A 24,216-nucleotide genomic window follows, 5' to 3' on the forward strand; every position below is an offset into this window, starting at 1 on the left:
CGGGCCTCTCACCCTGTGAAGAGCCGAGTGGCCTTCCGTGATCATGCGGGGCCCGGCGATCCGGACTCCGGGCCCGCAGCAGGTTCAGGAGCCGCTCAGGAGGAGAAGAGCATCCGGCCGAAGCTCTTCTGGCGGTAGTGCCCGCCATGGTGTCCGCCGTGGTGCGGCGCGCCCCAGGCGGGGGCGGGTGCGGCCGGGTAGGCCTGCGGGGCCGCCGGCGGGGGCGGGGCCTGCTGCGTCCACTGCGACTCGAGGCGGGTCAGGGACTCCAGCTCGCCGAAGTCCAGGAATATCCCCCGGCAGCCGCTGCACTGCTCGATCTGGACGCCATTGCGGTTGTACGTATGCATCGCTGCATGGCACTTGGGACACTGCATGGTCTGCTCAGCTCCTCGCCGTTCGGTCGGCATCGCCGGGATGAATGCCCGGTGATGAGGAGTTCAGACTACGACGGAGACTCGAACTCCAACTCGGGCGGGAGAGCCGCAATTCGGGCACAGGCGTCGATCATGGTCTGCTCGACCTCGTCCAGGTCGCGGTGCTCGGCTGCGGATTTCGCGAGGGCCAGGGCGGCGGTCTGGACGGTCAGGGCGCGGGCCGGCACATCGAGTTGGGGCCAGGGGTCGCCGTCGCCGGTGACGGCCGGGCCGTGTGCCGCCGTGTAGGCGCCGAGGAATCGCTGCCAGATCTCCGGGGGCAGCAGTCCGGCCGCGTACCAGGCGGCGGGACGGGCCAGGTCCCAGGCCGGATCGCCCAGGCCCAGATCGTCGACGTCGATCAGCAGCCAGGGGCCGGCCGGGGCGGGGTGGCGTACGAGCTGGCCGAGGTGGAGGTCGCCGTGGCAGAGGGTGCCGGTCCGGGGCGAAGGAGCCTCGTTGCGGGCCCAGGCGGGGAGCCGGTCCCAGGCACGCTGGACGGTGGCGGCCGCAGGATGATGCGCGGCCGCCGTCCGCATCCGCGCATGGGCCAGGGCGGCCTTGGCAGGGCCGCGCATGGGTGGGAGGGGCGCGGGGAGTACGGCGGGCTCGATGGAGTGCAGCCGGGCGAGGAGGACCGCGGCGTCCTCCCAGGGTGCGGCGTCGGGGTCCGCGGGATCGACGGGGACGCCGTAGGGCCAGGCTGTGACGGGCCTGCCGCGTACGTCCCGCACGTGGAGCGGGAGCGGGGGCAGCAGGATGCCGGCGAGGCGCGGGTGGGCCGCGACGGCGAGCCGGACGCGGTGTCCGTCCAGGTCGGTGCCGGGCGCGTGGGCCTTGGCGACGGCGTCCCCGTGCCGTACGACGGCGCCGTCGGCCCGGTCGGCGAGGACGGACTCGTCCCGCCCGCAGGCCCGGCACGCCTGCCGCGGCGCGGGCAGATGCGCGGCGTCACGCGCGACGTCGGCGAGCGCGCGTACGACGGATGCGGTCACGGTCTCCCCCGGATGCGGTGCGGTCTGGCGGGAGCCTACGCGGAACCGGGTGTCGTCGCTGAAGAGCGTAACGGTGGAGGTAGGGGCTCCCGGCTGAGCCCGGGCAGCGCGATGGCCGGTCAGCTCCCCAGCTGACCGGCCAAACGCTGCCGTCCGCCGCACCCCCGTCCCCACGGGGTTGTTGGCCGGATGTCCCCGACCCGGACCGCTCTTCCGGGTCCGGGGCGCCGCTCAGCGCCCCAGCATCACGCCCACGGACGACGCTTGTGTGACCACCGCATCCCAGCCGCCGAAGACGACCACCAGCAGTGCCGCCAGAGGAAGAACCATGGCCGTCGCCACCAGCGGGTGGCGCGTACCGGACGGGCGGCCGCCGAACGCGGCGAAAGCCTTGCGTCCCTGCATGCGGATCATCGTCCGCGAAGCCGTGTCCGCCATGGTCCCTCTCCTGTCGTATATGGCAGCGGCGGGTGTCTGACCTCGGGGGACGAGTGCTGCACCCGCCGCTTGACTTCAACATTAGGGAAGCGACAAGGCCCGGGCGTCATGCCCGCGTACCGATTGACGGGCCTCCCGGAGGATGAGCCACCACCCGGCGACGTACTCCCCAGGGTGGAGACGCGGCCCTAGGACTTGGGGTCTTCCCCGAGGGGTCGCTCCGAGACGTCCTCCCGAGGCACCGGCTGCTCGACCAGAGCCAGCACCCGGGTGGCCATGAAGCGGGCCGTCCGCACCACCGATCCACTGCGGGTGACTTCGCTCACTTCGACCACCCCTCTGCGCACCGCCGTCTCGACCCGGCGGCCCGCCCGGCTTGCCACCACTTCGTACGTACGAGTCGTGTCACCCGCGTCCACGACTATCTCCACCCGGTCACCCTTCATCGATCCAATCCCCCTTCTGCGACGGACCTTTGAGATCTCGCACGGGTCAGGGGCGGTGTATCCGCAGGCCCCTGACCACTCTTCAAGTTTCCCACCCGGCACTGACAATCGATCGGGCCGTGAGGGCGCGGCCTATGAGCACACCGGGGCAGGGGTACGTAAGCTGTGCCACGTCAAACGGACGACCGGGCAGCGGGGATGGACATGGCGATGATGCGGCTCCGGCGCGAGGACCCGCGTGTCGTCGGCTCGTTCAGGCTTCACCGGCGCCTCGGTGCGGGTGGCATGGGCGTCGTCTACCTGGGCTCCGACCGCCGCGGCCAGCGCGTCGCCCTCAAGGTGATCCGGCCGGATCTGGCCGAGGACCAGGAGTTCAGGTCGCGGTTCGCGCGCGAGGTTTCGGCCGCGCGGCGGATCCGCGGCGGCTGTACGGCACGGCTGGTGGCGGCCGATCTCGAGGCGGAGCGCCCGTGGTTCGCCACCCAGTACGTCCCCGGTCCTTCGCTGCACGACAAGGTCGCCGAGGAAGGCCCGCTGCAGGCGGCCGAGGTGGCCGCGATCGGTGCGGCGCTCTCGGAAGGCCTGGTCGCGGTGCACGAGGCCGGCGTCGTGCACCGGGACCTGAAGCCGTCGAACATCCTGCTCTCCCCCAAGGGCCCGAGGATCATCGACTTCGGCATCGCCTGGGCGACCGGCGCGAGCACGCTCACCCATGTCGGCACGGCGGTGGGCTCCCCGGGGTTCCTCGCGCCCGAGCAGGTGCGCGGCGCGGCGGTCACTCCGGCCACGGACGTCTTCGCGCTGGGTGCCACTCTTGCGTACGCCGCGACCGCGGACTCCCCGTTCGGGCACGGCAGTTCGGAGGTCATGCTCTACCGGGTGGTGCACGAGGAGCCGCAGCTGTACGGGGTTCCGGACGCGCTGGCTCCGCTCGTACAGGCCTGTCTGGCGAAGGATCCCGAGGAGCGGCCCAGCACGCTGCAGCTGTCGATGCGGCTCAAGGAGATCGCGGCCCGGGAGGCCAACGGGCTGCCGGAGGCCCGGCCGCCGGCCCAGCGCGTGCGTATCGAGGAGGACCGTACGACTTCGCGCTACCCGGAGCGCACGGAGCGCACGGAGCGTTCGGAGCGTTCGGAGCGGACCGAACGTATGGAGCGGCGTACGGCGGGCACGTCCGTGCCGCGTCCGCAGCCCTCGCGCACCGGGGGTACGCGCCCCCAGCCGTCCCGCAACACCTCCCGGACAAACGGCCGTCAGGGCACCAGGCCCGGTACCCGGCCGACGTCGGCCGGGCGGCGGCCCGCCAATCCGCGGCTGCTGCGGCAGCGGATCATCGTGTTCTTCGTCGTGACGCTGATCGTGGCGCTGGGTATCGCCGCGGCCCAGCAGCTCTAGCTGTTGTGGCTGCTCTGGCCGCTCGGGCTGTTGTGGCTGCTCGGGTTCAGGACTGCGGGCGGCCCGTCGCCACGGCGTAGAACGCGACTGCGGCGGCCGCGCCCACATTGAGCGAGTCGACGCCGTGCGCCATCGGGATGCGTACCCACTCGTCGGCGGCGACCAGCGCCTGGGTGGAGAGCCCGTCGCCCTCCGCGCCGAGCATCAGCGCGACGCGCTCCAGCCGGTGCGGGGCCGCCTCGTCGATGACGGAGGCCTTCTCGTCGGGGGTGAGAGCGAGGAGCTTGAAGCCCGCTTCCCGTACGGACTCCAGGCCCTTGGGCCAGGATTCGAGGCGGGCGTACGGGACGGAGAAGACCGCGCCCATGGAGACCTTGACCGAGCGGCGGTAGAGCGGGTCCGCGCAGTCCGGGGAGAGCAGCACGGCGTCCATGCCGAGGGCGGCGGCGCTACGGAAGATCGCCCCGATATTGGTGTGGTCGTTGACCGACTCCATCACGACCACCCGGCGGGTCGTCCGAAGCAGCTCGTCGGCGGTCGGCAGCGGCTTGCGCTGCATGGAGGCGAGCGCGCCACGGTGCACGTGGTAGCCGGTGACCCGCTCGGCGACCTCCGGGCTGACGGCGTAGACCGGGGCCGGGAGTTCGTCGATGACGTCGCGCATCACATCGACCCACTTGGCGGAGAGCAGCATGGAGCGCATCTCGTAACCGGCGTCCTTGGCCCGTCTGATGACCTTCTCGCCCTCGGCGATGAACAGGCCTTCGGCGGGCTCGCGCTTGCGCCGGAGCTCGACGTCGGTCAGGCCCGTGTAGTCGCGCAGGCGCGGGTCGTCGGGATCCTCGACAGTGATGAGATCAGCCACAGGGTGATACTGCCTTCTCCGGGGTGCGGTGCCAACGGCTGGGGCGGAGTTGGGTTACCGCTGGTTACTGTGTTCCTACGGTGACCACGTCACCGATGACGATGACGGCCGGGGGCCGTACGTCCGCGGCCCTGGCCGTCTCGGCGACGGTCCCGAGGGTGGCGTCGACGCGTCGCTGGGAGGCGGTCGTGCCTTCCTGGACCAGGGCGACGGGGGTCTCGGGGGCCTTGCCGTGGGCGACAAGGGTCTGCGCGATCGCGCCGATCTTGTCGACGCCCATGAGGACGACCAGCGTGCCGCGGAGCTTGGCGAGGGACGGCCAGTCGACGAGCGAACGCTCGTCGTCGGGGGCGACATGGCCACTGACGACGGTGAACTCGTGGGCCACTCCGCGGTGGGTGACCGGGATTCCGGCGGCGCCGGGGACAGAGATCGAGCTGGAGATACCGGGCACGACGGTGCAGGCGATGCCGGCCTCGGCGAGGGCCTGGGCCTCTTCCATGCCGCGGCCGAAGACGAAGGGGTCCCCGCCCTTGAGGCGTACGACCGCCTTGCCGGCCTTGGCATGCTCGATCAGGGCCTTGTTGATGGCCTCCTGGGCCATGTAGCGGCCGTACGGGATCTTCGCTGCGTCGATCACCTCGACGTGCGGCGGGAGTTCGTCGAGGAGGTCACGGGGGCCGAGGCGGTCGGCGATGACGACGTCGGCCTCGGCGAGGAGGCGGCGACCGCGGACGGTGATCAGGTCGGGATCACCGGGACCACCGCCGACGAGAGCGACGCCCGGGGTGCGGGTGCGGTGGTGGGGGGCGGCGAGGGTGCCGTCGCGCAGGCCCTCGACGATGGCGTCGCGGAGCGCGGCGGAACGGCGGGGGTCGCGGCCGGACACCTCAGTGGTGAGGACGGCGACGGTCACTCCTTCGGATCGGCCGGTTGCAGGGGTCCAGGCGGTGGCGGCGCCGGCGTCGTCGGAGCGTACGCACCAGGTGCGGGTGCGCTCGGCCTCGGCGGAGGCGGCGTTGTTCGCTTCGGCGTCGGAGGTGGCGACGAGGGCGTACCAGGTGTCGGCGAGGTCGCCGTCGGCGTAGGCGCGCTTGATCCAGCGGATCTCGCCGGCGTCGGCCATCGCCTCGACGGAGGGCGTCGCGGACGGCGATACGAGAACGATGTCGGCACCGGCCGCGATAAGCGCGGGCAGCCGACGCTGGGCGACCTGACCGCCGCCGATGACGACGACGCGCCGCCCGGAGAGGCGGAGTCCGACGGGATAGGCGGGGTGCGCGGCGTGCTCGGCCATGACGGTACGGGCTCCTCGGGCGGGGCGTGCGTGGTACGGGTCCGCTGCGGCGCTGAAGCGGCTGGTGGGCGGGGTGTCAGCGCCCGCGGACCAGCTTACGGGGCGGGGGGGTGCGGGGGCGGGCCCGGGAGACTTTCCTTACCCCGCCCTGCCCCGCCCCTTCCGGAGCCGGGGACGGGCCCCGGGGCCGGAAGGGGCGGGGCGGACGGTTGCGCAGGCCGGCGCCCCGGATTCCCGGCGCCCCCAACCCCGTGCCGCGACCCGTTACTTCGTCGCGACCCGTTACTTCTCCGTCACGCCCGCCGAGTCGAACGTTGCCACCTCGTGCATCGCCCTGGCCGCGCTCTGGACCACCGGGAGCGCCAGCAGCGCGCCCGTGCCCTCGCCGAGGCGAAGGTCCAGGTCCACCAGAGGGCGCAGGCCCAGTTTGTTGAGGGCCGCCACGTGGCCCGGCTCTGCGCTGCGGTGGCCCGCGATGCAGGCCGCCAGGGCCTCCGGCGCGATCGCACGGGCCACCAGTGCCGCCGCGCCCGCCGAGACGCCGTCCAGCACCACCGGCGTACGCAGCGACGCGCCGCCCAGGATGAAGCCGACCAGCGCCGCGTGCTCCAGGCCGCCGACTGCCGAAAGCACGCCGATCGGGTCCGCCGGGTCCGGCGCGTGCAGTTCCAGCGCGCGGCGCACGACATCGACCTTGCGCGCGTGCATCTCGTCGTTGATGCCGGTACCGCGGCCCGTGATCTCGCTCGGGTCGATCTCCGTGTACACGGAGATCAGCGCCGCCGAGACCGTCGTGTTGGCGATGCCCATCTCACCGGTGAGCAGCGCCTTGTTCCCCGCGGCCACCAAGTCCCGCGCCGTCTCGATACCGACCTCGACCGCCGAGAGGACCTCCTCGCGGCTCAGCGCGAGACCGGTCGTGAAGTCGGCCGTACCCGGCCTGACCTTGCGCGGCAGCAGACCCGGCGTGGCGGGAAGGTCCCCGGCCACACCCACGTCGATGACGCAGACCTCGGCGCCGACCTGGTTGGCGAATGCGTTGCACACCGCCCCGCCGCCAAGGAAGTTGGCGACCATCTGGGCCGTCACCTCCTGCGGCCAGGCGGTGACCCCCTGCGCGTGCACCCCGTGGTCACCCGCGAAGATCGCGACCGCCGCGGGCTCCGGGATCGGCGGCGGGCACATCCGGGACAGGCCGCTCAGCTGGGCGGAGATGATCTCCAGCATGCCGAGCGCTCCGGCCGGCTTGGTCATCCGCTTCTGCCGCTCCCACGCCTCGCCCAGCGCCTTCGCGTCCAGCGGACGGATGTTGGAGACGGTCTCCTGGAGCAGATCGTGCGGCTCCTCGCCGGGCAGGGCACGGCGGCCGTACGTCTCCTCGTGCACGACCCAGGACAGCGGCCGGCGCTTGGACCAGCCCGCCTGCATCAGCTCGGGCTCCTCCGGGAACTCGTCGACGTAACCGACACAGAGGTACGCCACGACTTCGAGGTGCTCCGGCAGACCCAGCGCGCGCACCATCTCGCGCTCGTCGAAGAAGCTGACCCAGCCGACGCCGAGGCCTTCGGCCCGGGCTGCGAGCCAGAGATTCTCGACGGCGAGGGCCGAGGAGTACGGGGCCATCTGCGGCTGGGTGTGACGGCCGAGGGTGTGGCGGCCGCCGCGCGTCGGGTCGGCGGTGACCACGATGTTCACCGGGGTGTCGAGGATCGCCTCGATCTTCAGTTCCTTGAACTGCTTGGCCCGGCCCTTCGGCAGGGACTTGGCGTACGCCTCCCGCTGGCGCTGCGCCAGTTCGTGCATCGTCCGCCGGGTCTCGGCCGAGCGGATGACGACGAAGTCCCAGGGCTGCGAGTGGCCGACGCTGGGGGCTGTGTGCGCGGCCTCGAGCACACGCAGCAGCACCTCGTGCGGGATGGGGTCGGAACGGAAGCCGTTGCGGATGTCCCGGCGCTCACGCATCACGCGGAGTACGGCTTCGCGCTCGGCGTCGTCGTAGCCGGGTGCGGGCGCGGTCCCGGCAGCGGCCGCTGCGGGGACCGGCTCCGGCTCGGGTGCGGGCGCGGGCTCCTCGGCCTCGACGACCTCAGCCACGTCGATCACCTCGATCACCTCGGGAGCCGACTCGGGCTCGGGCTCGATCACGGGAGCCGGCTGGGCAGCGGTCTCCGCAGACACTTCCTGGGGCACGTCCCAGCCACCGTCACGCGGCGCCGGCACCTTCGCCACGGCTTGCGGCTCCGGTACGGGTACCGATACCGGTTCCGCTACGGCTTGCGCTTCCTGCACGGGCTCGGGCTCGGGCTCGGCCGCCGGTTCGACCTCCGGCTCGGGCTCGGGCACGGGCTCCTGCTGCACCATCTCCGGCTGCACAAGCACGTCGACCGGCGTGGGCGCCAGGTGGGGCGTGGTGGGGAGCGATCCGTCGACCGGGACGAACTGTCCGACGGACGTCGGCTCCGGCTCGGCGACCGGGGCAGGGTCCGGGACGGGTGCCGGAACAGGGTCCGGGACCGACGCCGGAACAGCCTCGGCCTCGGCGACAAACGGAGCAGGCTCCGGGACGACCGTTTCTGCTGGGACGACAGAGGGCATTTGGGGCTGCGGAGGCCGAGGGTCCCAAGGGGCTCCGGCCTGCGGGGGGATCTCGCCCAGCTGCGGCCCCGGCAGCATTGCCGACCCGTCGCGCGGGATGTCGAGGTACTCCACGCCCGTCGTGGGCGACCCGGAGTTGGGCACGGACACGGCGTGCGGCGGCGTCGCACCCGCCGGTCCGCGGTCGGCGAGAGAGCGCACCACGCCGCCCGAGGTGTCTGGCACCGGCGGGCCCATGTGCAGCGGCCGCCGCGCGGGCGGCGGAGTCGGCGTGGCGGAGGTGGGCGGGATGCGTACGCCATTGAGATCGACCGAACCGGAGTCACGGCCACCGGCCTCATGCGCGCCCGGCTCGGACAGCGGCGGAACCTGTGCGACCGGTGCGACCGGGACGAAGGGTTCGGCCACGGGGACGGGCTGTTCCTCCGCGAAGGCCGGAGCGACCGGTTCCGCCATCGCCGCGGGCTCTGCAAGCCCCGGCGCCACAAATTCCTGAGCCACAAATTCCTGAGCCACGAAATCCTGAGCCACGAAATCCTGAGCGACGAATTCCTGACCCACGAACTCCTGACCCGCAGGCATCTGCACCGGCGCGGCCACCTCAACATGCTGCTCGGAACCCAGGCGCTCGGAAACCTGCTGCTCAAAGACCTGATGCTCAAAAACCTGATGCCCGGCAGCCATATGCTCAGGCACCGGCGTCTGCTCCACCGGCACAGCCACAGGCGCGAGCCCACCCACAACGTGCCCGGGTGCCGGAGCCATCGGCATCTGCGCGACCGGCGCCTGAGCCACCGGCCCCTGCGCCCCCATGCCCGGCGGCACCGGCGCCGCGCCCGGCTGCGGGTCGCTCCACGCGCCCTGCGCACCCGGCATCAGCAGCAGATCGTCCTCTTCGGGACCGTTCTCGGAGGGGCCCAGGAAGGTGTACGCGCCAGCAGCGGGGATACCCGGCTGCTCCACCATGCCTGCGTTCTCCGGCAGCCCCTCGCCCGGGACCTGGCCGGTGTCAGTCATGCGTACCCCTCGCCCATCGCTTGTGCTCCTTCGCCCATCGTCCGGGGCACCCGACCACGGCACACCTGACGCCCGTCAACAAGAACGAGCGTGAGCGCCGCGCGGCACGTTCGGCCCACGGACACCAAGCATTCTCGCGGCCGTTTCGCCGCCGCGGCAGGGAGATCCGCCACGGTCCGATGTGGGCTGCGCCACGTTGCGCTTCCCCCGGTTCCGACATACCACATACGGGAGCCAAAGGGACCCCCTTTTCCGGACATTGACGAACGAAGCGACGAACGGCCGGGCGCGGTACAACAATCGGCCAGCCTACATCGCGCGGTGCGGCGGCGGGGTCAAGGGGCGCGGTCCGGCTGGCGGCCGGAGAGCAGAAAGACGACGGAGCGCTCCCGCTCCGCCCATGCCACGGTGTCCAGTTCGACGGACTGCAGAAGCGCGCACTCGACGGCGTAGCCACCGGCCGCCAGTGCCGCGCCGATCGCCTCGGCCTCGTCCCGGGTCGAGGCATGGGACACGATGCGCTGCGGCCGCCGGTCGGCACAGGCGGTCACCACCGGCACTCCCCCGCCCCCGATCCGTACGACATCGGGCTCGGGCAGCCGCTCCAGCACATGCGGCGCACGGCCCTGGACGACCTGGAGCTGGACTCCGGAGCTCCGTGCCGTGGCGGCGATACGGTCGCAGGCGGCCCGGTCGGCGTCGACGGCGATCACCGCTGCTCCGAAGCGGGCCGCCTCAGCCGCGAGAGCACCGCTGCCGGAGCCGATGTCCCACACCAGGTCGCCGATACGCGGTCCCAGGCGGGCCAGCTGTGCGGCGCGCAGCTGCACCGACTCGCCCTCACCGATGGCACCGGCCCCGGGCTCCGGCGGCAGCGCCCAGCCCCGTACCGCCGGCGGATAGCCGGGGTCGCGGCCGGCGATCCAGCCGCTGCCCGGCACGGCCGCGCTCGCGGCTCCGCCGATGACGATGACGACATTGGGGTCGCGCCAGACGTGGTCGGCCGCCTTGTCGGAGGTGAGGACGGTGACCTGCTCACGGTCGGTGCCGAGTTCCTCGCAGATGACGAAGGTGCGGTGGACGCCTTCGAGGAGCAGGGCGAGTTCCGCGGGACCGGCGCCCGGGGAGGTGAGGACGGCCACTTTGGAGTGCGCCCGGCACACATTGACGGCGCGGCGCAGCGTACGGCGGTGGGCGACGACGATCTGAGCGTCGTCCCACGGCATTCCGGCCCGGGCGAAGGCGGTGGCCACGGAGGAGACTGCGGGGACGACCTCGACCTCGAGGCCGTGCTCCGGCGCGCGCAGGGTGCGTACGACCCCGAAGAAGCCCGGGTCGCCGTCGGCGAGGACGACGGCGCTGCCGCGGTGGCCGGCAATCCGGCGGGCGGCGAGGTCGACGCTGCCGAGCCGGATGCGCTCGGCGCCCCGCGGCACCTCGGGCAGCGCCAGATGGTGCGCGGCTCCGGCCACCAATGTGGCGGCGGAGAGGGCGGACCTGGCCGCGGCGGTGAGGGGCGAACCGTCCCAGCCGATCACCGTGACGCGGTCGGCCATCGTCGTCAGTCTCCTGGTGTTGTCGCAGGTCGGGGCAGCCCGCAGGGGCGGGCATGGCGAGACTACCCGGAGCGGGCGATGATCGGCTGTGACAGCTGCGTCGGTTCCAGTCGATGAAGCCGTCAGTTCCAGTCGGTGAAGGAGGCGTAGCCCGCGTCCGCCATCCGGTCCGGGACGCCCTCGAGGTCCTCGGGCAGCAGACTCCAGACGATCAGATCGGTGCGGATATCGGCCCAGCCGCCGTCCTCCGTCTGCGTGCGCGCTATCCAGGCGTTCCGCAGCACTCCCTCACTGATGCAGCCGATCTTCTGCGCGACCTGCTGGGACGCGGTGTTGTCGGCGGCCGTGCGCAGCTCGATGCGCTCGAACTGCTGGACGCGGAAGAGCCACTGGGCGACGGCCAGCACCGATTCGGTGGCGTAGCCCTCGCCACGCGCCCAGGGGGCGGTCACGTAGGCGACCTCGGTGGCGAGTGTGCGCCAGTTGGTGTTCTGCAGATGGATGGTTCCCACGAGCCGCTGGGTGAGGAACTCCGTGACGGCCAGGACTATGCCGCGTCCTTCGGTGCGCTCCGCAGGAGCGATCCTGCGCACCCAATCCTCGGCGTCCGCCGCCGTGTACGGGTGCGGAACCGAGGTCCAGGCGGTGACCAGCTCGTCGTTCATCATCTCGGTGTGCGCCGGGATGTCGGCTTCTTCGAAGGGGCGCAGCACCAACCGCTCCGTGCTGATGGACACGTCCGGGAAGGTGGTAGTCATGCGCAGCTCCATGCCGAAGACCGTCGTAAGGGCCGTAGCCGTAAAGGCACAGCATGCAGCATCGGGTGGCGGATGTGCATGGCCGGGTGATGAGTACCACGAGGCCCCGCCCACCTGTCGCGGTGCGCGGGGCCTCGTCCAAAGGGCTTGCTGCGGGCGTTACTTGACGGCGCCGAAGGCCGGGACGACCGAGCCGGCGTACGTGTCCTCGATGAACTTCTTCACCTCGGGGGAGTTGAGGAGCTTCGCGAGCTTCTGCACGCGGGCGTCCTTCTCGTTGCCCTCCTTGACGGCGAGGAAGTTGGCGTAGGGGTTGCCCTCCGCCTTCTCCAGCGCAAGGGAGTCCTTGGCGGGCTTGAGGTCGGCCTCGATGGCGTAATTGCCGTTGATGACCGCGGCGTCGACGTCGTTCAGGGCACGGGGCAGCGTGGCGGCCTCGATCTCCTTGAACTCCAGGCCCTTCTTGTCCTGGATGTCGGAGAGCTTCGCGCCCGAGCCGACACCGGACTTGAGGGTGATCAGACCGTTGTCCGCGAGGAGCTTGAGCGCGCGGCCCTCGTTGGTGGTGTCGTTCGGTACGGCAACGGTCTGGCCGGACTTGATCTCCTTGAGGTCCTTGACCTTCTTGGAGTAGAGGCCCAGCGGCTCCAGGTGAACGTTGACGACCGGAACGATGTGGGTCTTGTTCTTCTTGTTGAAGTCGTCCAGGTATGGCTTGTGCTGGAAGAAGTTGGCGTCGACCTGTCCGCTCTCGGTGGCGGTGTTCGGCAGGACGTAGTCCGTGAACTCCTTGACCTCGAGGTTGAGTCCGGCCTTCTTCGCCAGCTTGTCCTTGACGAAGTTGAGGATGTCGGCGTGCGGCGTCGGGGACGCGGCGACGACCAGCGCCTTGGACTCGTCGGCCTTTGCTCCGGAGCCTGACTTGGCGCCCGGGTCGGAGGCGGTGCCGCAGGCGGTGAGGCCGAGAGCGAGGGCGGCGGTGGCGGCGGCAGCCGCGGTGAGCTTGATGTTCTTACGCACGAAAAGTGCCTCTTTCTGGTGGTGCGGAACGTTGCCCGGACAAGGAGTGCGGGCTTCTTGGAATGAGGTCTGGGGGTGGGTCAGGCGGCAGGTCAGGCGGTACGGCCACGGCGCGCCAGGAGTCGTACGACCCCGTCACCGATGAGCTGTACGACGGTCACCAGGGCGATCAGGATGACGACCGTGATGAGCATGAACTGGGTCTCGAAGCGCTGGAATCCGTAGGTCACGGCCTTGGAGCCAAGACCCTCGCCGCCGACCGCGCCGGCCATCGCCGAGTAGCCGACGAGCACGATCACGGTGGTGGTGACGGAGGAGACGAGCGACGGCAGCGCCTGCGGCAGGAGCACCTTGCGGACGATCGTCGGAATGGATCCACCCATCGCCTGAACGGCCTCGACCAGGCCGTGGTCGACCTCGCGGATCGCCGTCTCGACGAGCCTGGCGAAGAACGGAATGGCGCCGACGGCGAGCGGCACGATCATCGCGGTGGGGCCGATGAAGGTGCCGACGACCAGGGTGGTGAAGGGGATCAGCGCGATCAGCAGAATGATGAACGGCAGCGAGCGGCCGATGTTCACGATCACGCCGACGACCTTGTTCACCGGGGTGTTCTGCAGCAGTCCGCCCTTGTCGGTGAGGACGAGCAGCACACCGAGCGGCAGTCCGCCGGCGACGGTGACGAGGGTGGACCACAGCACCATGTAGAGGGTGTCGACGGTGCCCTGGCTCAGCAGCGGCTGCATCTCCGACCAGTTCACTTGGCACCTTCCTTGACCAGTGCCGAGGACTGCGCAGGGAGGGTCACCGATTCGGCGGGCGCGTCGGGGTCGACGACATCGACCTGCAGGCCCTGCTCGCGCAGGAAGCCGACCGGGACGACGTTCTCCTCGTAGCGGCCGGGCAGTTCGATACGCATCCGGCCGATCTGCTTGCCTGCGACGGTGTCCATCGCGGCGCCGAGGATCGAGATGTCGATGTTGTACGTCCGCGAGAGCTGGGAAATCACCGGCTGGGTGGCGGCCTCGCCGTGGAAAGTGACGTCGATGACCGTGCTCTCGGGTCCGGAGGCTTCGCCGCCGACCGGGAAGAGCTCCTGGGCCAGCTCGGAGCCGGGCGTCGCGAGCAGTTCACTCACCGTTCCGGATTCGATGATCTTCCCCTTCTTCATCAGGGCGGCCGAGTCGCAGATCGTCTTGACGACGTCCATCTCGTGCGTGATGAGCAGCACAGTCAGTCCGAGCTGCCGGTTGAGGTCCCGCAGCAGTTGCAGGATCGAGCGGGTGGTCTCGGGGTCCAGTGCGCTGGTCGCCTCGTCGGAGAGCAGCACCTTCGGGTCGCCGGCGAGTGCGCGGGCGATGCCGACGCGCTGCTTCTGGCCGCCGGAGAGCTGTCCGGGGTATGCCTTCGCCTTGTCGGCGAGGCCCACCAGATCGAGCAGCTCGAGTGCCTTGCGGGAGCGCTCGGCGCCGGAGATCCCAAGGATCTCCAGGGGCAGTTCGATGTTGTCCTTGACGGTGCGCGAGGACAGCAGGTTGAAGTGCTGGAAGACCATGCCGATACGGCTGCGCGCCTCGCGCAGTTCCTTGCCGGCGCGGCGGCCGCGTCCGGCCAGCGCGGTCAGGTCCTGGCCGGCGACGGTCACGGTGCCGGCGGTGGGGCGCTCCAGCAGATTCACGCAGCGGATGAGCGAGGACTTGCCGGCGCCGCTCTGGCCGATGACTCCGAAGACTTCGCCTTCACGGACGTGCAGGTCGACGCCGTCCAGAGCGGTGACCTCGCGGCCTCGCGACTGGTAGACCTTGGTAAGGCCCGTAGTGGTGATCACAGGGGTTTCCGTCACTGTCGAGTGCGCGGCGCGGTGTCCGCCGGGCACGGGGCATTCGGGTTTGGACAGTCAGTCGCAGTACGGCTGATTCGGCTTGTGGCCGGGAAGCAACGCGTGCGCGGGGGCAGGCTCGGTCCGATGCGTTCCAGGCGGAAGATCGGATCCGGCGCGGCTGTCGGTCTCGCTTCGGGGCGCGAGGCTCAGGCAGGGGCCCTCAGTTGGCGCACATTCGACACATACAACGAGCACCGGGCGTCGTGATCGCCTCGGTCGCAAGGGTGCGGCTGCTCGTCCTGGTCATGTCGGCAAGTAAAGCAGACATGCCTGCCGAGCGATTCCGGTTGTCCGAATAGCGGACATCCTTGATACAGCATTCGGACTGGCTCAGTCCGCCACGGTGATCTCCACTCCCCCTACGGTGGCCTGCACGGACACGGCCGAGAGGTCACGCACGACGACATCGGCGACGAGCTCGGAACGCTGGTGTGTTGTGGCCAAACCCACGGTCCGCATACCGGCCGCGCGCCCTGCGGTCAGCCCCGCCGGCGCGTCCTCGAAGACGACGCAGCGCGCCGGATCCAGGCCGAGCCGGCGCGCCCCGAGCAGGTAGGGCTCCGGGTCGGGCTTGCCGCGCTTGATGTCGTCGGCGGCGATCAGGTACTTGGGCCGGATGCCGACCTCTTCGAGCCTGGCCTCGGCAAGCCGCCGGGTCGCGGAGGTGACCACGGCCCAGCGGTCCGCGGGCAGCTGCGCGAGCAGCTCGGCGGTGCCGGGCAGCAGGACGACTCCGCCGGCCACGTCCTCGACCTCGAGCTGTTCGATACGGGCCAGGGCCTCGGGCACCATGTCCGCGGGCACCAGATCGGCGGCTATCTCCACGGCAGGGCGGCCGTGCCGTTCGACGCGGGCGAAGTCCTCCGCCGTGATTCCGTACTCCTGCGCCCACAGGGTCCAGCAGCGGTCGACGGACTCCATCGAGGAGACGAGCGTTCCGTCGTTGTCGAACAGCAGGGCTTCGGCGTGGATCTTCATGGTCGTCGACCCTACGGGGCGCACGGGGCCGCGCGCATCGGGCCTTTTGGCCCGTAATACTCTCGGGTCCATGCTTGACGCCCTGACGGTCGCGGTCGCCGTGACCGCGCTCGCCCTCGCCGCCTGGTGCGGCTTCGCCGCCTACCGCGACCAGCCCACCAAGGACTGGCACTTCATCGGCATGGCCGTGGTGTCGGTGCTGGCGCTCGCGCAACTGGTGGTCGGGGTCGTGCAGCTGGCGGGCGGCGAGAAGGCGCAGGAGGGCACCGCGATCTTCATCGCGTATCTGATCGGCTCGTTCGCCGCGGTACCGGCGGCGGGCTTCCTGTCGCTGGCCGAGCGGACCCGCTGGGGCTCGGCGACCGTCGCGGCCGGCGCGGTGGTACTGGCAGTGCTCGAAGTACGGCTCTACGACATCTGGGGAGGCTGACGATGGCCGAGCCCGTCACCGGAGCGAAGCAGGCGCAGCAGACGAAGCAGCGGACCAAGCTGGTCCAGGGACCTGGAGTGCTGCTGGTCTGGCTGTACGGCGTGATGTCGGTGGGCGCGGTGTCGCGCTCGGTCTACCAGATCCTCACCGACTACGACTCGGCGCCGCTCGCCCATACGCTCTCCGCCGTCGCGGCCGCGGTGTACGCGTTCATCACGTACACCCTCGTCCGCGGCGGAGAGACGGCCCGCAGGGCGGCGCTGGTGTGCTGCGCCGCCGAGCTCGCGGGCGTACTGATCGTCGGGACCTGGACCGTGGTGGAGCCGTCCGCCTTCCCGGACGCGACGGTCTGGTCGAAGTACGGCATGGGCTACATCTTCATCCCGGTCCTGCTGCCGGTCACCGGAATGCTCTGGCTGCGCCGGTCCCGTACGGACGCGGCGCAGCCCGACGGCCAGGGCTGCCAGGACGGCCAGAACGGCCAGAACGGCCAGAACGGCTAGGCGCTGGCGACATACGCGCGCGCCTCGGACTCCTTCTCCAGCGTGACGAGTGTGAGCCTCGGGCCGACCTGCTCGCTGGACACCTGGACATAGCCGCGGCTGCGGTACAACCGCAGATTGCTCTCGCTGCGATGGCCGGTGAAGAGCTGCAACCGCTTGGCGGCCGGCTCCCCGGCGAAGCGCTCCTCGATCGCGTCCAGCAGCCGTCCGCCCAGGCCGTGGCGCTGCATCCGTGGATGGACGATGAGCTTGGCGATACGGGCCGTCCCGCCCTCGTCGACCCTGCCGCGTACGGAAGCCACCACCTCGTCACCCAGCCGGGCCACCAGGGCATGGCCCTGCGCTATTTCGGCCCGCAGACTCTCGAGGGACTGGGTGAGGGGCTCGATTCCGTAGTCGCCGTAGAGTTCGGCCTCGGTCTGGTAGCACAGATACTGCAGCTTCAGGATGTGCTCCGCGTCCTGCGCCGCTGCCGCTGAGATGGTCACGCTCATGCCCATGTGTGCATGCCTCCCGCTCACCTGTCCGCCGGTTGTCTACCGCTCCTTTCCCCCGCGTTCAGGAGCGCCAACCTCTGCCGTCAGCATTCTGCGCAGGCATCCCAGGCAGCGGGAACGCATCGGCCCCAGACTGCCCTGTGAGATTCCCAACGCCCCTGCGATTTCCCGGTAGGTCGGGTCGTCCGGGGACAGCATCGCGGTGAGCAGCCGCGGGCAGTTGCCGGGCGTCCGTGCGACGGCGGCCCGCAGCGAGAGGTGCCGCTCGGCCCGGAGCGCGGTGCGTTCTGGACTGCCTGCCGGGTCGGCTGAGGGCTCCTGGCCGTACGGCAGTTCACGGGCGGCCGTCCGCCGGGCGCGGCGCGCCTCCGCCCGTACGGCCGACTTGACCCAGCGGGCTGCGTCCGGCGGCGGCCCGTCACGGTCGAGCCGCTCGAGCAGCCGCACCCAGACAGCCTGTTCGAGGTCGCCGGCCTCCAACGCGGTGCCCGGCGCCTCGGCCGTGGCCTCGGCGCTCACCAGCGGGCCCAGCGCGCGGACCACACGGGCGGGGGTGTCTTCGAGAAGCGTCATGTCCGGCGGGACGTGCCGTCGCGCGGCGGCGGTTGCCGCGAGACGGCACAGTCACCCGTTCGGGCAGGTCGGGGGCGTCTGTGCGTCAGCCGCGGAAGTCGGCGGCGGCCAGCAGACCCGTGTCCGAGTTGTCGGTGAAGATCCCGTCGATGCCGGTCTCGAAGTAGACCTTGAAGGCGCCGAAGGCGTCGCCGTAGGCGTTCGGGTCCGTGCCGCGCCGGAAGTCGGCGGGCAGGAAGGTGTTCTCGTTGCGCATCGTGTACGGGTGCAGGATCAGGCCCTTGGCGTGCGCGTCCCGCACCAGTGTCGTCTGCGTGCCCAGTTTGCCGTTCGCGTCCTTCGGGATGATCAGGTCGAGGGTCGGGCCGATGCCCTGCGCGTACGACGCGATCCACTTCAGGCCCTCGGGCTTGACGAGATCGGCGACCGTGCGCGGGTCGCCCGCCTGGACGAAGTCCCAGGGGCGGGTGTTCGCGGCCGACAGCAGGACGACGCGCGGCGAGTCGACAAGCCCGGCCAGCCGCTGGATGCTGCTCGGCTCGAACGACTGGAGAAACACGGGCGAGTTGCGGCGGTCGCGTCCGTACCGGCGCAGCAGCCTGGCCAGTCGCTCCTCGAGTCCGAGTCCGATCCCCCGGAAGTAGGTGGGGTGCTTGGTCTCGACATGGAGCCAGACGGGACGGCCGCGCCGGTGGCCCTCCTTCTCGGCCCAGCGCAGCACCTCCTCGAAGGTGGGTATCGCCCAGCGGCCGTCGTAGAGGGTGTTCTCCTGGCGGTTGGCGGGGATCCGCTCCTTGGCGCGCAGCGTCTTCAGCTCGGCGAGCGTGAAGTCCTCGGTGAACCAGCCGGTGAGGCTGACGCCGTCGATGGACTTGGTGGTCTTGCGGGACGCGAACTCCGGGTGTGCCGCGACATCCGTCGTACCGGTGATGTCGTTCTCGTGACGGCATACGAGGTGGCCGTCCTTGGTCGGCACCAGGTCCTGCTCGACAACATGCGCGCCCATGTCGAGGGCCAGCTGGTAGGAGCCGAGAGTGTGCTCGGGCCGGTAGCCACTGGCGCCACGGTGGGCGATCACCGTCGGGGAGGGCAGGTCCCGGTACGAACCATGTCCGCTGTCCTGCTCGTCGGCCCGTGCCGCCGTGGAGCCGAGTCCGAGGGCGGCCGTGCCGAGCACCGCCGCTCCCAGTACGGTCCGACGCCCGGGACTTCCGTCCGCACCTTGTGTCATCGACGTTCCTCCGTGTGATGTCCCGCACCTGTCAAGCGATGCCCGATGGTAGGCAGCTACGCCTTCCATACGGCAGAGCCTGGACGAACGCAGTGGAAACACACGTCAACACTGCGTATCCGATCGATGAACCGATGTGCGATCAGGTGTGACCCACGAGTATCGTCCTCACCTGCACAGACTTCGCCGCCATACCGTCCGCCCCCACGACACCCGCACATGACACGGAGGACCCGTTGTCCCGCTTGTCGCTCATCAAGGCAGTGCTAGGACCGATCCTGCGCCTGATGTTCCGCCCACGTGTGGAAGGTGCCGAGAACATCCCGGGGACGGGGCCGGTCATCCTCGCCGGAAACCACCTCACGTTCATCGACTCGATGATCCTTCCGCTGGTCTGCGCCCGTCCGGTCCACTTCATCGGCAAGGACGAGTACGTGACCGGCAAGGGCGTCAAGGGCCGGCTGATGGCCTGGTTCTTCACGGGCAGCGGCATGATCCCGGTGGACCGCGACGGCGCCAACGGCGGTGTCGCCGCGCTGATGACCGGCCGCCGGGTGCTGGAGGAGGGCAGGATGTTCGGCATCTACCCGGAGGGCACCCGCTCCCCCGACGGGCGGCTCTACCGGGGCCGTACGGGCATCGCGCGGCTCACGCTGATGACCGGCGCGCCCGTGGTTCCGTTCGCGATGATCGGCACCGACAAGCTGCAGCCGGGCGGCGCCGGTCTGCCGCGGCCGGGCCGCGTGACGGTCCGCTTCGGCGAGCCGATGGAGTTCTCGCGCTACGACGGCATGGACCGCGACCGCTATGTGCTGCGCGCGGTGACCGACTCGGTGATGACCGAGGTCATGGAGTTGTCGGGCCAGGAGTACGTGGACATGTACGCGACGAAGGCGAAGGCGGCCTGAGCCGGTCGCTCCGGGGTGACGCGAAGTTGTGAGAAGGGCCGGGCCCCACGCGGGTCCGGCCCTTCTTTCGTCGTCACTCACCCTTGTGGCCGCTGGGGGCCTGACGGATATTCGAGGCTTTACGGCGCTCAGGGAAGTACTGCCGTTCGATGCCTTACGAGTGCTTACGGGGGCTTACGGGTGCCTACGGGTGCTCGAGGCCTTCCTCGAGCTTCTGGCCGCGCAGCATGAACCACGCCGCGACGGCCGTCGCGAAGAGTACGGCCGCGCCGATCGCCCCCGCCGACTGGAAGCCGTCGGTGAAGGCGTCCTGCGCTGCCGACAGCATCGCCGCGCCCTGATCCTGCGGCAGGTCCTTGGCCGACTCGACCGCGCCGCCGAGTGAGTCGTGCGCCGAAGCGGCCGACTCGGCGGGGACGCCCGGCGGAGCGGTGAAGCCGCGGTAGATACCGGTCACGATGGATCCGAGCAGCGCGATGCCGAGCGCCGCGCCCAGTTCGTATGCAGTCTCCGACACTGCGGAGGCCGCGCCCGCCTGCTCCTTGGGCACGCTGGAGAGGATGACGTCCGCGGTCACGGTGAAGGCGAGACCCGCTCCGACACCGCCGATGAACAACGCGACACCGAGCGCCAGGACTCCGGTGGACGCGCTGACCGCCGTACAGGCCGCGAGTGCGAGTCCGACCGCTGTCAGTCCGCCGGCCACCACGCCGCGTACGGAGGCTCTGCGGGCGAGATGGCCGGCCAGCAGGCCGGCACCCACCGCGCCGATCGCGGCGGGCAGTTCGATCAGTCCCGCCTCCAACGGCGAGCGCATCTGCACCAGTTGCAGGAACTGCGAAAGGAAGAAGACCAGTCCGGACAGGCCGAGAATGGTCAGCAGATCGGCGAGGACCGCACCGGAGAAGCCGCGGTGGTGGAAGAGCCGCATGTCCAGCAGTGGCGAGTCGAGCGTCAGCTGCCGCCGGGCGAACCAGTACAGAGCGGCCAGTCCGATGATCGCGGCCGCCGCGTTGTCCCAGCGGAAGCCGTGCACCGCCGCCTCCTTGACGGCGTAGACGACGCTGACCATGCCGATCAGCGAGAGGCCGACACTGATCAGGTCCCAGGGGCCGGGGTTGGGGTCGCGGGACTCCGGCAGCAGTTTGACGCCGACCAGGACCAGCACCGCCATCACGGGCAGGTTGATCAGGAAGACGGAGCCCCACCAGAAGTTCTCCAGCAGGAAGCCGCCGACGACAGGTCCGACCGCGGCGCCCGCGGAGGCCGCCGCGCCCCAGACGCCGACCGCGAGGCTGCGCTCCTTGGGGTCGTGGAAGATATTGCGGATCAGCGCGAGCGTGGACGGCATCAGGGTGGCACCCGCGACACCGAGCAGGGCGCGTGCGAGAATCATCAACTCCGGGCTCGTGGCGTATGCGTTGAGCACGGAGACCGCACCGAACGCGACCGCGCCGATCAGCAGCAGCTTCTTGCGGCCGATACGGTCACCGAGGCTGCCCATCGAGACGAGCAGACCGGCGATGACGAACGAGTAGACGTCGCCGATCCAGAGCAGCTGGGTGCCGGAGGGCTGCAGGTCCTCGCTGAGGAAGGGCGTCGCGAGGCCGAGCACGGTCGCGTCGACGGCGACCAGCAGCACGGCAAGGACGAGGACGGCGAGCGCGAGCCACCGGCCGGGACTGCGTATCGCTTCGCTCTCCGTGGCCTGCCGGTCGGTAGTGGTCATTCCCTCACGCTCCGTCGTGCGCCGCCGAGCAACAACTCGACGATCATGTACTGGAAGTCCTTGGCAGCGACCCGCCCCTCCTGCACCGACCAGGCACCGGCGCCGACGAGCCCGTAGAGGGCCTCGGTCAGCCAGGCGGGCGTGAGGTCGATACGGAACTCGCCCTGCTCCTGTCCACGCCGGAAGAGCGCGGAGACACGAGCGTCGAGGCGGTTCCAGCCCTCGTTCACCTGGTCGCCCTCGAAGAGCTGGTTCTCGGTGACAAGGAAGGCGAGCAGCGGGGCGGCGGACTCCACTTCGGCGATGAGCCGCCGCAGCGCGTCCTCGGCGGCGCCGTCGTCGAGCCGGGCGGTGTCGAGGGCCGCCTCGAACTCCTGGATGCCGAGGTCTTCGAGGGCCTTGACGAGGGAGTGCCGCCCGGCGAAATGCCGGTGCAGGGTGGCCCGCCCGATGCCCGCGGCCCGGGCGACCTCGTCCATGGTGGCGGTCGCTTTACGGGAGAGCAGGGCGGCGGCGGTGCGCAGAACCTGTTCACGATCGACTGTCATGAGACAACCATAGCCCACATGAGACATCATTGTCTCATTGGATATTCGCTGCCGTCCCGGCGGCGCAGAGGGCATCGTGTGCGTATGAAGCCGCTGCTGCTGATCGACGTCGATGGACCGCTCAATCCGTATGCGGCACGAGCCCGACGCAGACCGGAGGGGTACGCCACCCACCGGATGCGGCCCTCGGGCTGGACGGAGACCAAGCCATTGCGCGTCTGGCTCAACCCGGAGCACGGGGTCGAGCTGCTGGCTCTGGCCGAGTGGTACGAACTCGTCTGGGCCACGACCTGGAAGGGCGAGGCCAATGAGTGGATCGGGCCGCATCTCGGGCTGCCCGAACTGCCGTACATCGACTGGCCCGAGATGCACGGAAAGGCCCCTCGCGGGACCTTCTGGAAGACTCAGTACATCCTGGAGTACGCGGCGGGGCGGCCGTTCGCCTGGATCGACGACGAGATCACGGCCATGGACCACGAGTGGGTGGAACAACGGCACCAGGCCGCCGCCCTGTTGCTGCGCGTCGACGACAGGGTTGGACTGCTCCGGCCGGACTTCGACGCGCTCGCGGACTGGGCGGCGACGCTGCGGTGACGCCTACTTCTTCGCCGTGGCCCAGGCGTGCTGCACGGTCAAGTCAGCCTTGACCTCGGCCAGTTGGACGGCGACTGCCGAAGGGGCCGTGCCGCCGCGGCCGCTCCGGGAAGCCAGCGCGCCCCGGACGTTGAGGACCGTGCGCACCTCGGGCGTGAGGTGCTCGGAGATCTTCGCGAACTGGGCGTCGGTGAGCTGGTCCAGTTCGATGCCGTGCACCTCGCACTCCTTGACGCATTCGCCGGCGACCTCGTGCGCCACCCGGAACGGCACGCCCTGCTTCACCAGCCACTCCGCGATGTCCGTCGCGAGCGAGAAACCGGCCGGGGCCAGCTCCTCCATCCGCTCCCGGTTGACCGTCAGCGTCGCCATCATCCCGGTGAAGGCCGGGAGCAGGACCTCGAGCTGGTCGCAGGAGTCGAAGACCGGCTCCTTGTCCTCCTGGAGGTCGCGGTTGTACGCGAGCGGCAGCGCCTTCAGCGTCGCCAGCAGACCGGTCAGATTTCCGATGAGCCGGCCGGACTTGCCGCGCGCCAGCTCCGCGATGTCCGGGTTCTTCTTCTGCGGCATGATCGACGACCCGGTCGAGAAGGCGTCGTGCAGGGTCACGAAGGAGAACTCCTTCGTATTCCAGATGATGACCTCCTCCGCGATCCGGGAGAGGTTCACGCCGATCATCGCGGTGATGAAGGCGAACTCGGCGACGAAGTCACGGGAGGCGGTGCCGTCGATGGAGTTCGCGGACGAGCCGTGTTCGAAGCCGAGGTCCGCGGCGACCGCCTCCGGGTCGAGGCCCAGTGACGATCCGGCCAGGGCGCCCGATCCGTACGGAGAGACCGCCGTGCGCTCGTCCCACTGCCGCAGCCGCTCCGCGTCCCGCGAGAGGGACTGGACATGGGCGAGGACATGGTGGGCGAAGAGCACGGGCTGGGCGTGCTGGAGGTGCGTACGGCCCGGCATGGCGACGTCCGGGTGCGCCTCGGCCAGGCCGACCAGCGCGTCCTGAAGCTCGGCGATCAAGCCGCCGATGATCCGGGCGTGGTCCCGCAGATACATCCGGAAGAGCGTCGCGACCTGGTCGTTCCTGGACCGTCCTGCCCGCAGCTTGCCGCCGAGGTCCGGGCCGAGGCGCTCCAGGAGACCGCGCTCCAGCGCCGTGTGGACGTCCTCGTCGGCGATCGTGCCGACGAAGGAGCCGTCGGTGACATCGGCTTCGAGCCGGTCGAGGCCGGCCAGCATCCGCGTCAGCTCGTCCTCGGTGAGCAGGCCGGCCTTGTGGAGCACACGCGCGTGGGCGCGGGAGCCCGCGATGTCGTACGGCGCGAGCCGCCAGTCGAAGTGGACCGACGCCGACAGCTTCGCCAGCGCCTCGGCCGGACCGTCGGCGAAACGGCCGCCCCAGAGCCGTACGTCACCGTTGTTGCTGCTCACAGCTGAAGCTCCTCAAGAGGGTGGATGTGCGCCCTCCCCCTGGGCCCTGCGGGCCCGGGGGACCCCCGCCCCGCCGCGGAGGAACGGGGAGGGCGGCTGTCGTACGCGTATCGA

Annotated in this window: 24 protein-coding genes; 5 read left to right on the top strand and 19 right to left on the bottom strand. The window is 70.4% G+C overall.

The window, feature by feature from the left end; translation table 11 throughout:
* Positions 1–95: 95 nt before the first annotated feature.
* The 4 genes from OG735_RS07495 to OG735_RS07510 all read right to left on the bottom strand — a co-directional run bounded on the left by OG735_RS07495 (position 96) and on the right by OG735_RS07510 (position 2,295).
* A complete protein-coding gene (locus OG735_RS07495; RefSeq protein ID WP_327322336.1) occupies positions 96–377 on the bottom strand; it encodes a TFIIB-type zinc ribbon-containing protein in 282 nt (93 codons plus the stop codon).
* A 68-nt stretch (positions 378–445) separates the two neighbouring features.
* Positions 446–1,411, bottom strand: coding sequence for a phosphotransferase family protein (locus OG735_RS07500; RefSeq protein ID WP_327322337.1), 966 nt, complete (start codon positions 1,409–1,411; stop codon positions 446–448).
* A gap of 231 nt (positions 1,412–1,642) precedes the next feature.
* Entirely contained in the window at positions 1,643–1,849 is a 207-nt protein-coding gene (locus OG735_RS07505; RefSeq protein WP_327322338.1) for a hypothetical protein, read from the bottom strand.
* Between the two features lie 188 nt (positions 1,850–2,037).
* Positions 2,038–2,295 (bottom strand): hypothetical protein, encoded by a 258-nt coding sequence (locus tag OG735_RS07510; RefSeq protein WP_327322339.1) that lies wholly within the window; start codon positions 2,293–2,295, stop codon positions 2,038–2,040.
* A gap of 204 nt (positions 2,296–2,499) precedes the next feature.
* Between OG735_RS07510 and OG735_RS07515 the strand changes: the two genes are divergently transcribed.
* A complete protein-coding gene (locus OG735_RS07515) occupies positions 2,500–3,690 on the top strand; it encodes a serine/threonine-protein kinase (RefSeq protein WP_327328234.1) in 1,191 nt (396 codons plus the stop codon).
* Between the two features lie 46 nt (positions 3,691–3,736).
* On the opposite strand, the gene OG735_RS07520 is transcribed toward OG735_RS07515, so the two are convergent.
* From OG735_RS07520 to OG735_RS07560, 9 genes are all read right to left on the bottom strand, one after another.
* A complete protein-coding gene (locus tag OG735_RS07520; RefSeq protein WP_327322340.1) occupies positions 3,737–4,555 on the bottom strand; it encodes a TrmH family RNA methyltransferase in 819 nt (272 codons plus the stop codon).
* A gap of 64 nt (positions 4,556–4,619) precedes the next feature.
* Entirely contained in the window at positions 4,620–5,852 is a 1,233-nt protein-coding gene (gene cobA / locus OG735_RS07525) for a uroporphyrinogen-III C-methyltransferase (protein ID WP_327322341.1), read from the bottom strand.
* Positions 5,853–6,134: 282 nt separating this feature from the next.
* Entirely contained in the window at positions 6,135–9,464 is a 3,330-nt protein-coding gene (gene cobT, locus OG735_RS07530; RefSeq protein WP_327322342.1) for a nicotinate-nucleotide--dimethylbenzimidazole phosphoribosyltransferase, read from the bottom strand.
* A 335-nt stretch (positions 9,465–9,799) separates the two neighbouring features.
* The gene (gene cbiE / locus OG735_RS07535) at positions 9,800–11,020 is read right to left on the bottom strand and encodes a precorrin-6y C5,15-methyltransferase (decarboxylating) subunit CbiE (protein WP_327322343.1); all 1,221 of its coding nucleotides are present in this window, start codon (positions 11,018–11,020) and stop codon (positions 9,800–9,802) included.
* Positions 11,021–11,142: 122 nt separating this feature from the next.
* Positions 11,143–11,790, bottom strand: coding sequence for a GNAT family N-acetyltransferase (locus OG735_RS07540; RefSeq protein WP_327322344.1), 648 nt, complete (start codon positions 11,788–11,790; stop codon positions 11,143–11,145).
* Positions 11,791–11,937: 147 nt separating this feature from the next.
* Positions 11,938–12,798 (bottom strand): MetQ/NlpA family ABC transporter substrate-binding protein, encoded by an 861-nt coding sequence (locus OG735_RS07545; protein ID WP_327322345.1) that lies wholly within the window; start codon positions 12,796–12,798, stop codon positions 11,938–11,940.
* Between the two features lie 92 nt (positions 12,799–12,890).
* Positions 12,891–13,559: a methionine ABC transporter permease gene (locus OG735_RS07550; protein WP_327322346.1), complete on the bottom strand. Its 669-nt coding sequence runs from the start codon at positions 13,557–13,559 to the stop codon at positions 12,891–12,893.
* Entirely contained in the window at positions 13,556–14,674 is a 1,119-nt protein-coding gene (locus OG735_RS07555) for a methionine ABC transporter ATP-binding protein (protein ID WP_327322347.1), read from the bottom strand. Before OG735_RS07555 ends, OG735_RS07550 begins: the two co-directional genes overlap by 4 nt.
* A gap of 336 nt (positions 14,675–15,010) precedes the next feature.
* Entirely contained in the window at positions 15,011–15,658 is a 648-nt protein-coding gene (locus OG735_RS07560; protein WP_327322348.1) for an HAD family hydrolase, read from the bottom strand.
* A 70-nt stretch (positions 15,659–15,728) separates the two neighbouring features.
* Here OG735_RS07560 and OG735_RS07565 point away from each other — a divergent pair, with 70 nt between their 5' ends.
* Together OG735_RS07565 and OG735_RS07570 are read left to right on the top strand one after the other, a co-directional pair.
* A complete protein-coding gene (locus OG735_RS07565; RefSeq protein WP_327322349.1) occupies positions 15,729–16,088 on the top strand; it encodes a hypothetical protein in 360 nt (119 codons plus the stop codon).
* A 2-nt stretch (positions 16,089–16,090) separates the two neighbouring features.
* Positions 16,091–16,591: a hypothetical protein gene (locus tag OG735_RS07570; protein ID WP_327322350.1), complete on the top strand. Its 501-nt coding sequence runs from the start codon at positions 16,091–16,093 to the stop codon at positions 16,589–16,591.
* Here the strand turns inward: OG735_RS07570 and OG735_RS07575 are convergent.
* The 3 genes from OG735_RS07575 to OG735_RS07585 form a co-directional block, all read right to left on the bottom strand.
* A complete protein-coding gene (locus OG735_RS07575; protein ID WP_327322351.1) occupies positions 16,588–17,091 on the bottom strand; it encodes a GNAT family N-acetyltransferase in 504 nt (167 codons plus the stop codon). The genes OG735_RS07570 and OG735_RS07575 overlap by 4 nt on opposite strands.
* 36 nt (positions 17,092–17,127) lie before the next feature.
* Positions 17,128–17,661: a sigma-70 family RNA polymerase sigma factor gene (locus tag OG735_RS07580; protein ID WP_327322352.1), complete on the bottom strand. Its 534-nt coding sequence runs from the start codon at positions 17,659–17,661 to the stop codon at positions 17,128–17,130.
* 85 nt (positions 17,662–17,746) lie between these two features.
* Entirely contained in the window at positions 17,747–18,892 is a 1,146-nt protein-coding gene (locus OG735_RS07585) for a glycerophosphodiester phosphodiesterase (protein WP_327322353.1), read from the bottom strand.
* Positions 18,893–19,083: 191 nt separating this feature from the next.
* Here OG735_RS07585 and OG735_RS07590 point away from each other — a divergent pair, with 191 nt between their 5' ends.
* Positions 19,084–19,800: a lysophospholipid acyltransferase family protein gene (locus OG735_RS07590; protein ID WP_327328235.1), complete on the top strand. Its 717-nt coding sequence runs from the start codon at positions 19,084–19,086 to the stop codon at positions 19,798–19,800.
* 184 nt (positions 19,801–19,984) lie between these two features.
* On the opposite strand, the gene OG735_RS07595 is transcribed toward OG735_RS07590, so the two are convergent.
* Together OG735_RS07595 and OG735_RS07600 are read right to left on the bottom strand one after the other, a co-directional pair.
* On the bottom strand, positions 19,985–21,529 hold the full coding sequence (locus tag OG735_RS07595) for an MFS transporter (RefSeq protein ID WP_327322355.1): 1,545 nt from the start codon (positions 21,527–21,529) through the stop codon (positions 19,985–19,987).
* Entirely contained in the window at positions 21,526–22,077 is a 552-nt protein-coding gene (locus OG735_RS07600; RefSeq protein WP_327322356.1) for a TetR/AcrR family transcriptional regulator, read from the bottom strand. Before OG735_RS07600 ends, OG735_RS07595 begins: the two co-directional genes overlap by 4 nt.
* An 84-nt stretch (positions 22,078–22,161) precedes the next feature.
* Between OG735_RS07600 and OG735_RS07605 the strand changes: the two genes are divergently transcribed.
* Complete coding sequence (locus OG735_RS07605; RefSeq protein WP_327322357.1) at positions 22,162–22,671, top strand: HAD domain-containing protein; 510 nt, start codon at positions 22,162–22,164, stop codon at positions 22,669–22,671.
* Positions 22,672–22,674: 3 nt separating this feature from the next.
* On the opposite strand, the gene argH is transcribed toward OG735_RS07605, so the two are convergent.
* Positions 22,675–24,102 (bottom strand): argininosuccinate lyase, encoded by a 1,428-nt coding sequence (gene argH, locus OG735_RS07610; protein ID WP_327322358.1) that lies wholly within the window; start codon positions 24,100–24,102, stop codon positions 22,675–22,677.
* Positions 24,103–24,216: the final 114 nt, after the last annotated feature.

The organism is Streptomyces sp. NBC_01210 (assembly GCF_036010325.1).
GTDB lineage: Bacteria > Actinomycetota > Actinomycetes > Streptomycetales > Streptomycetaceae > Streptomyces.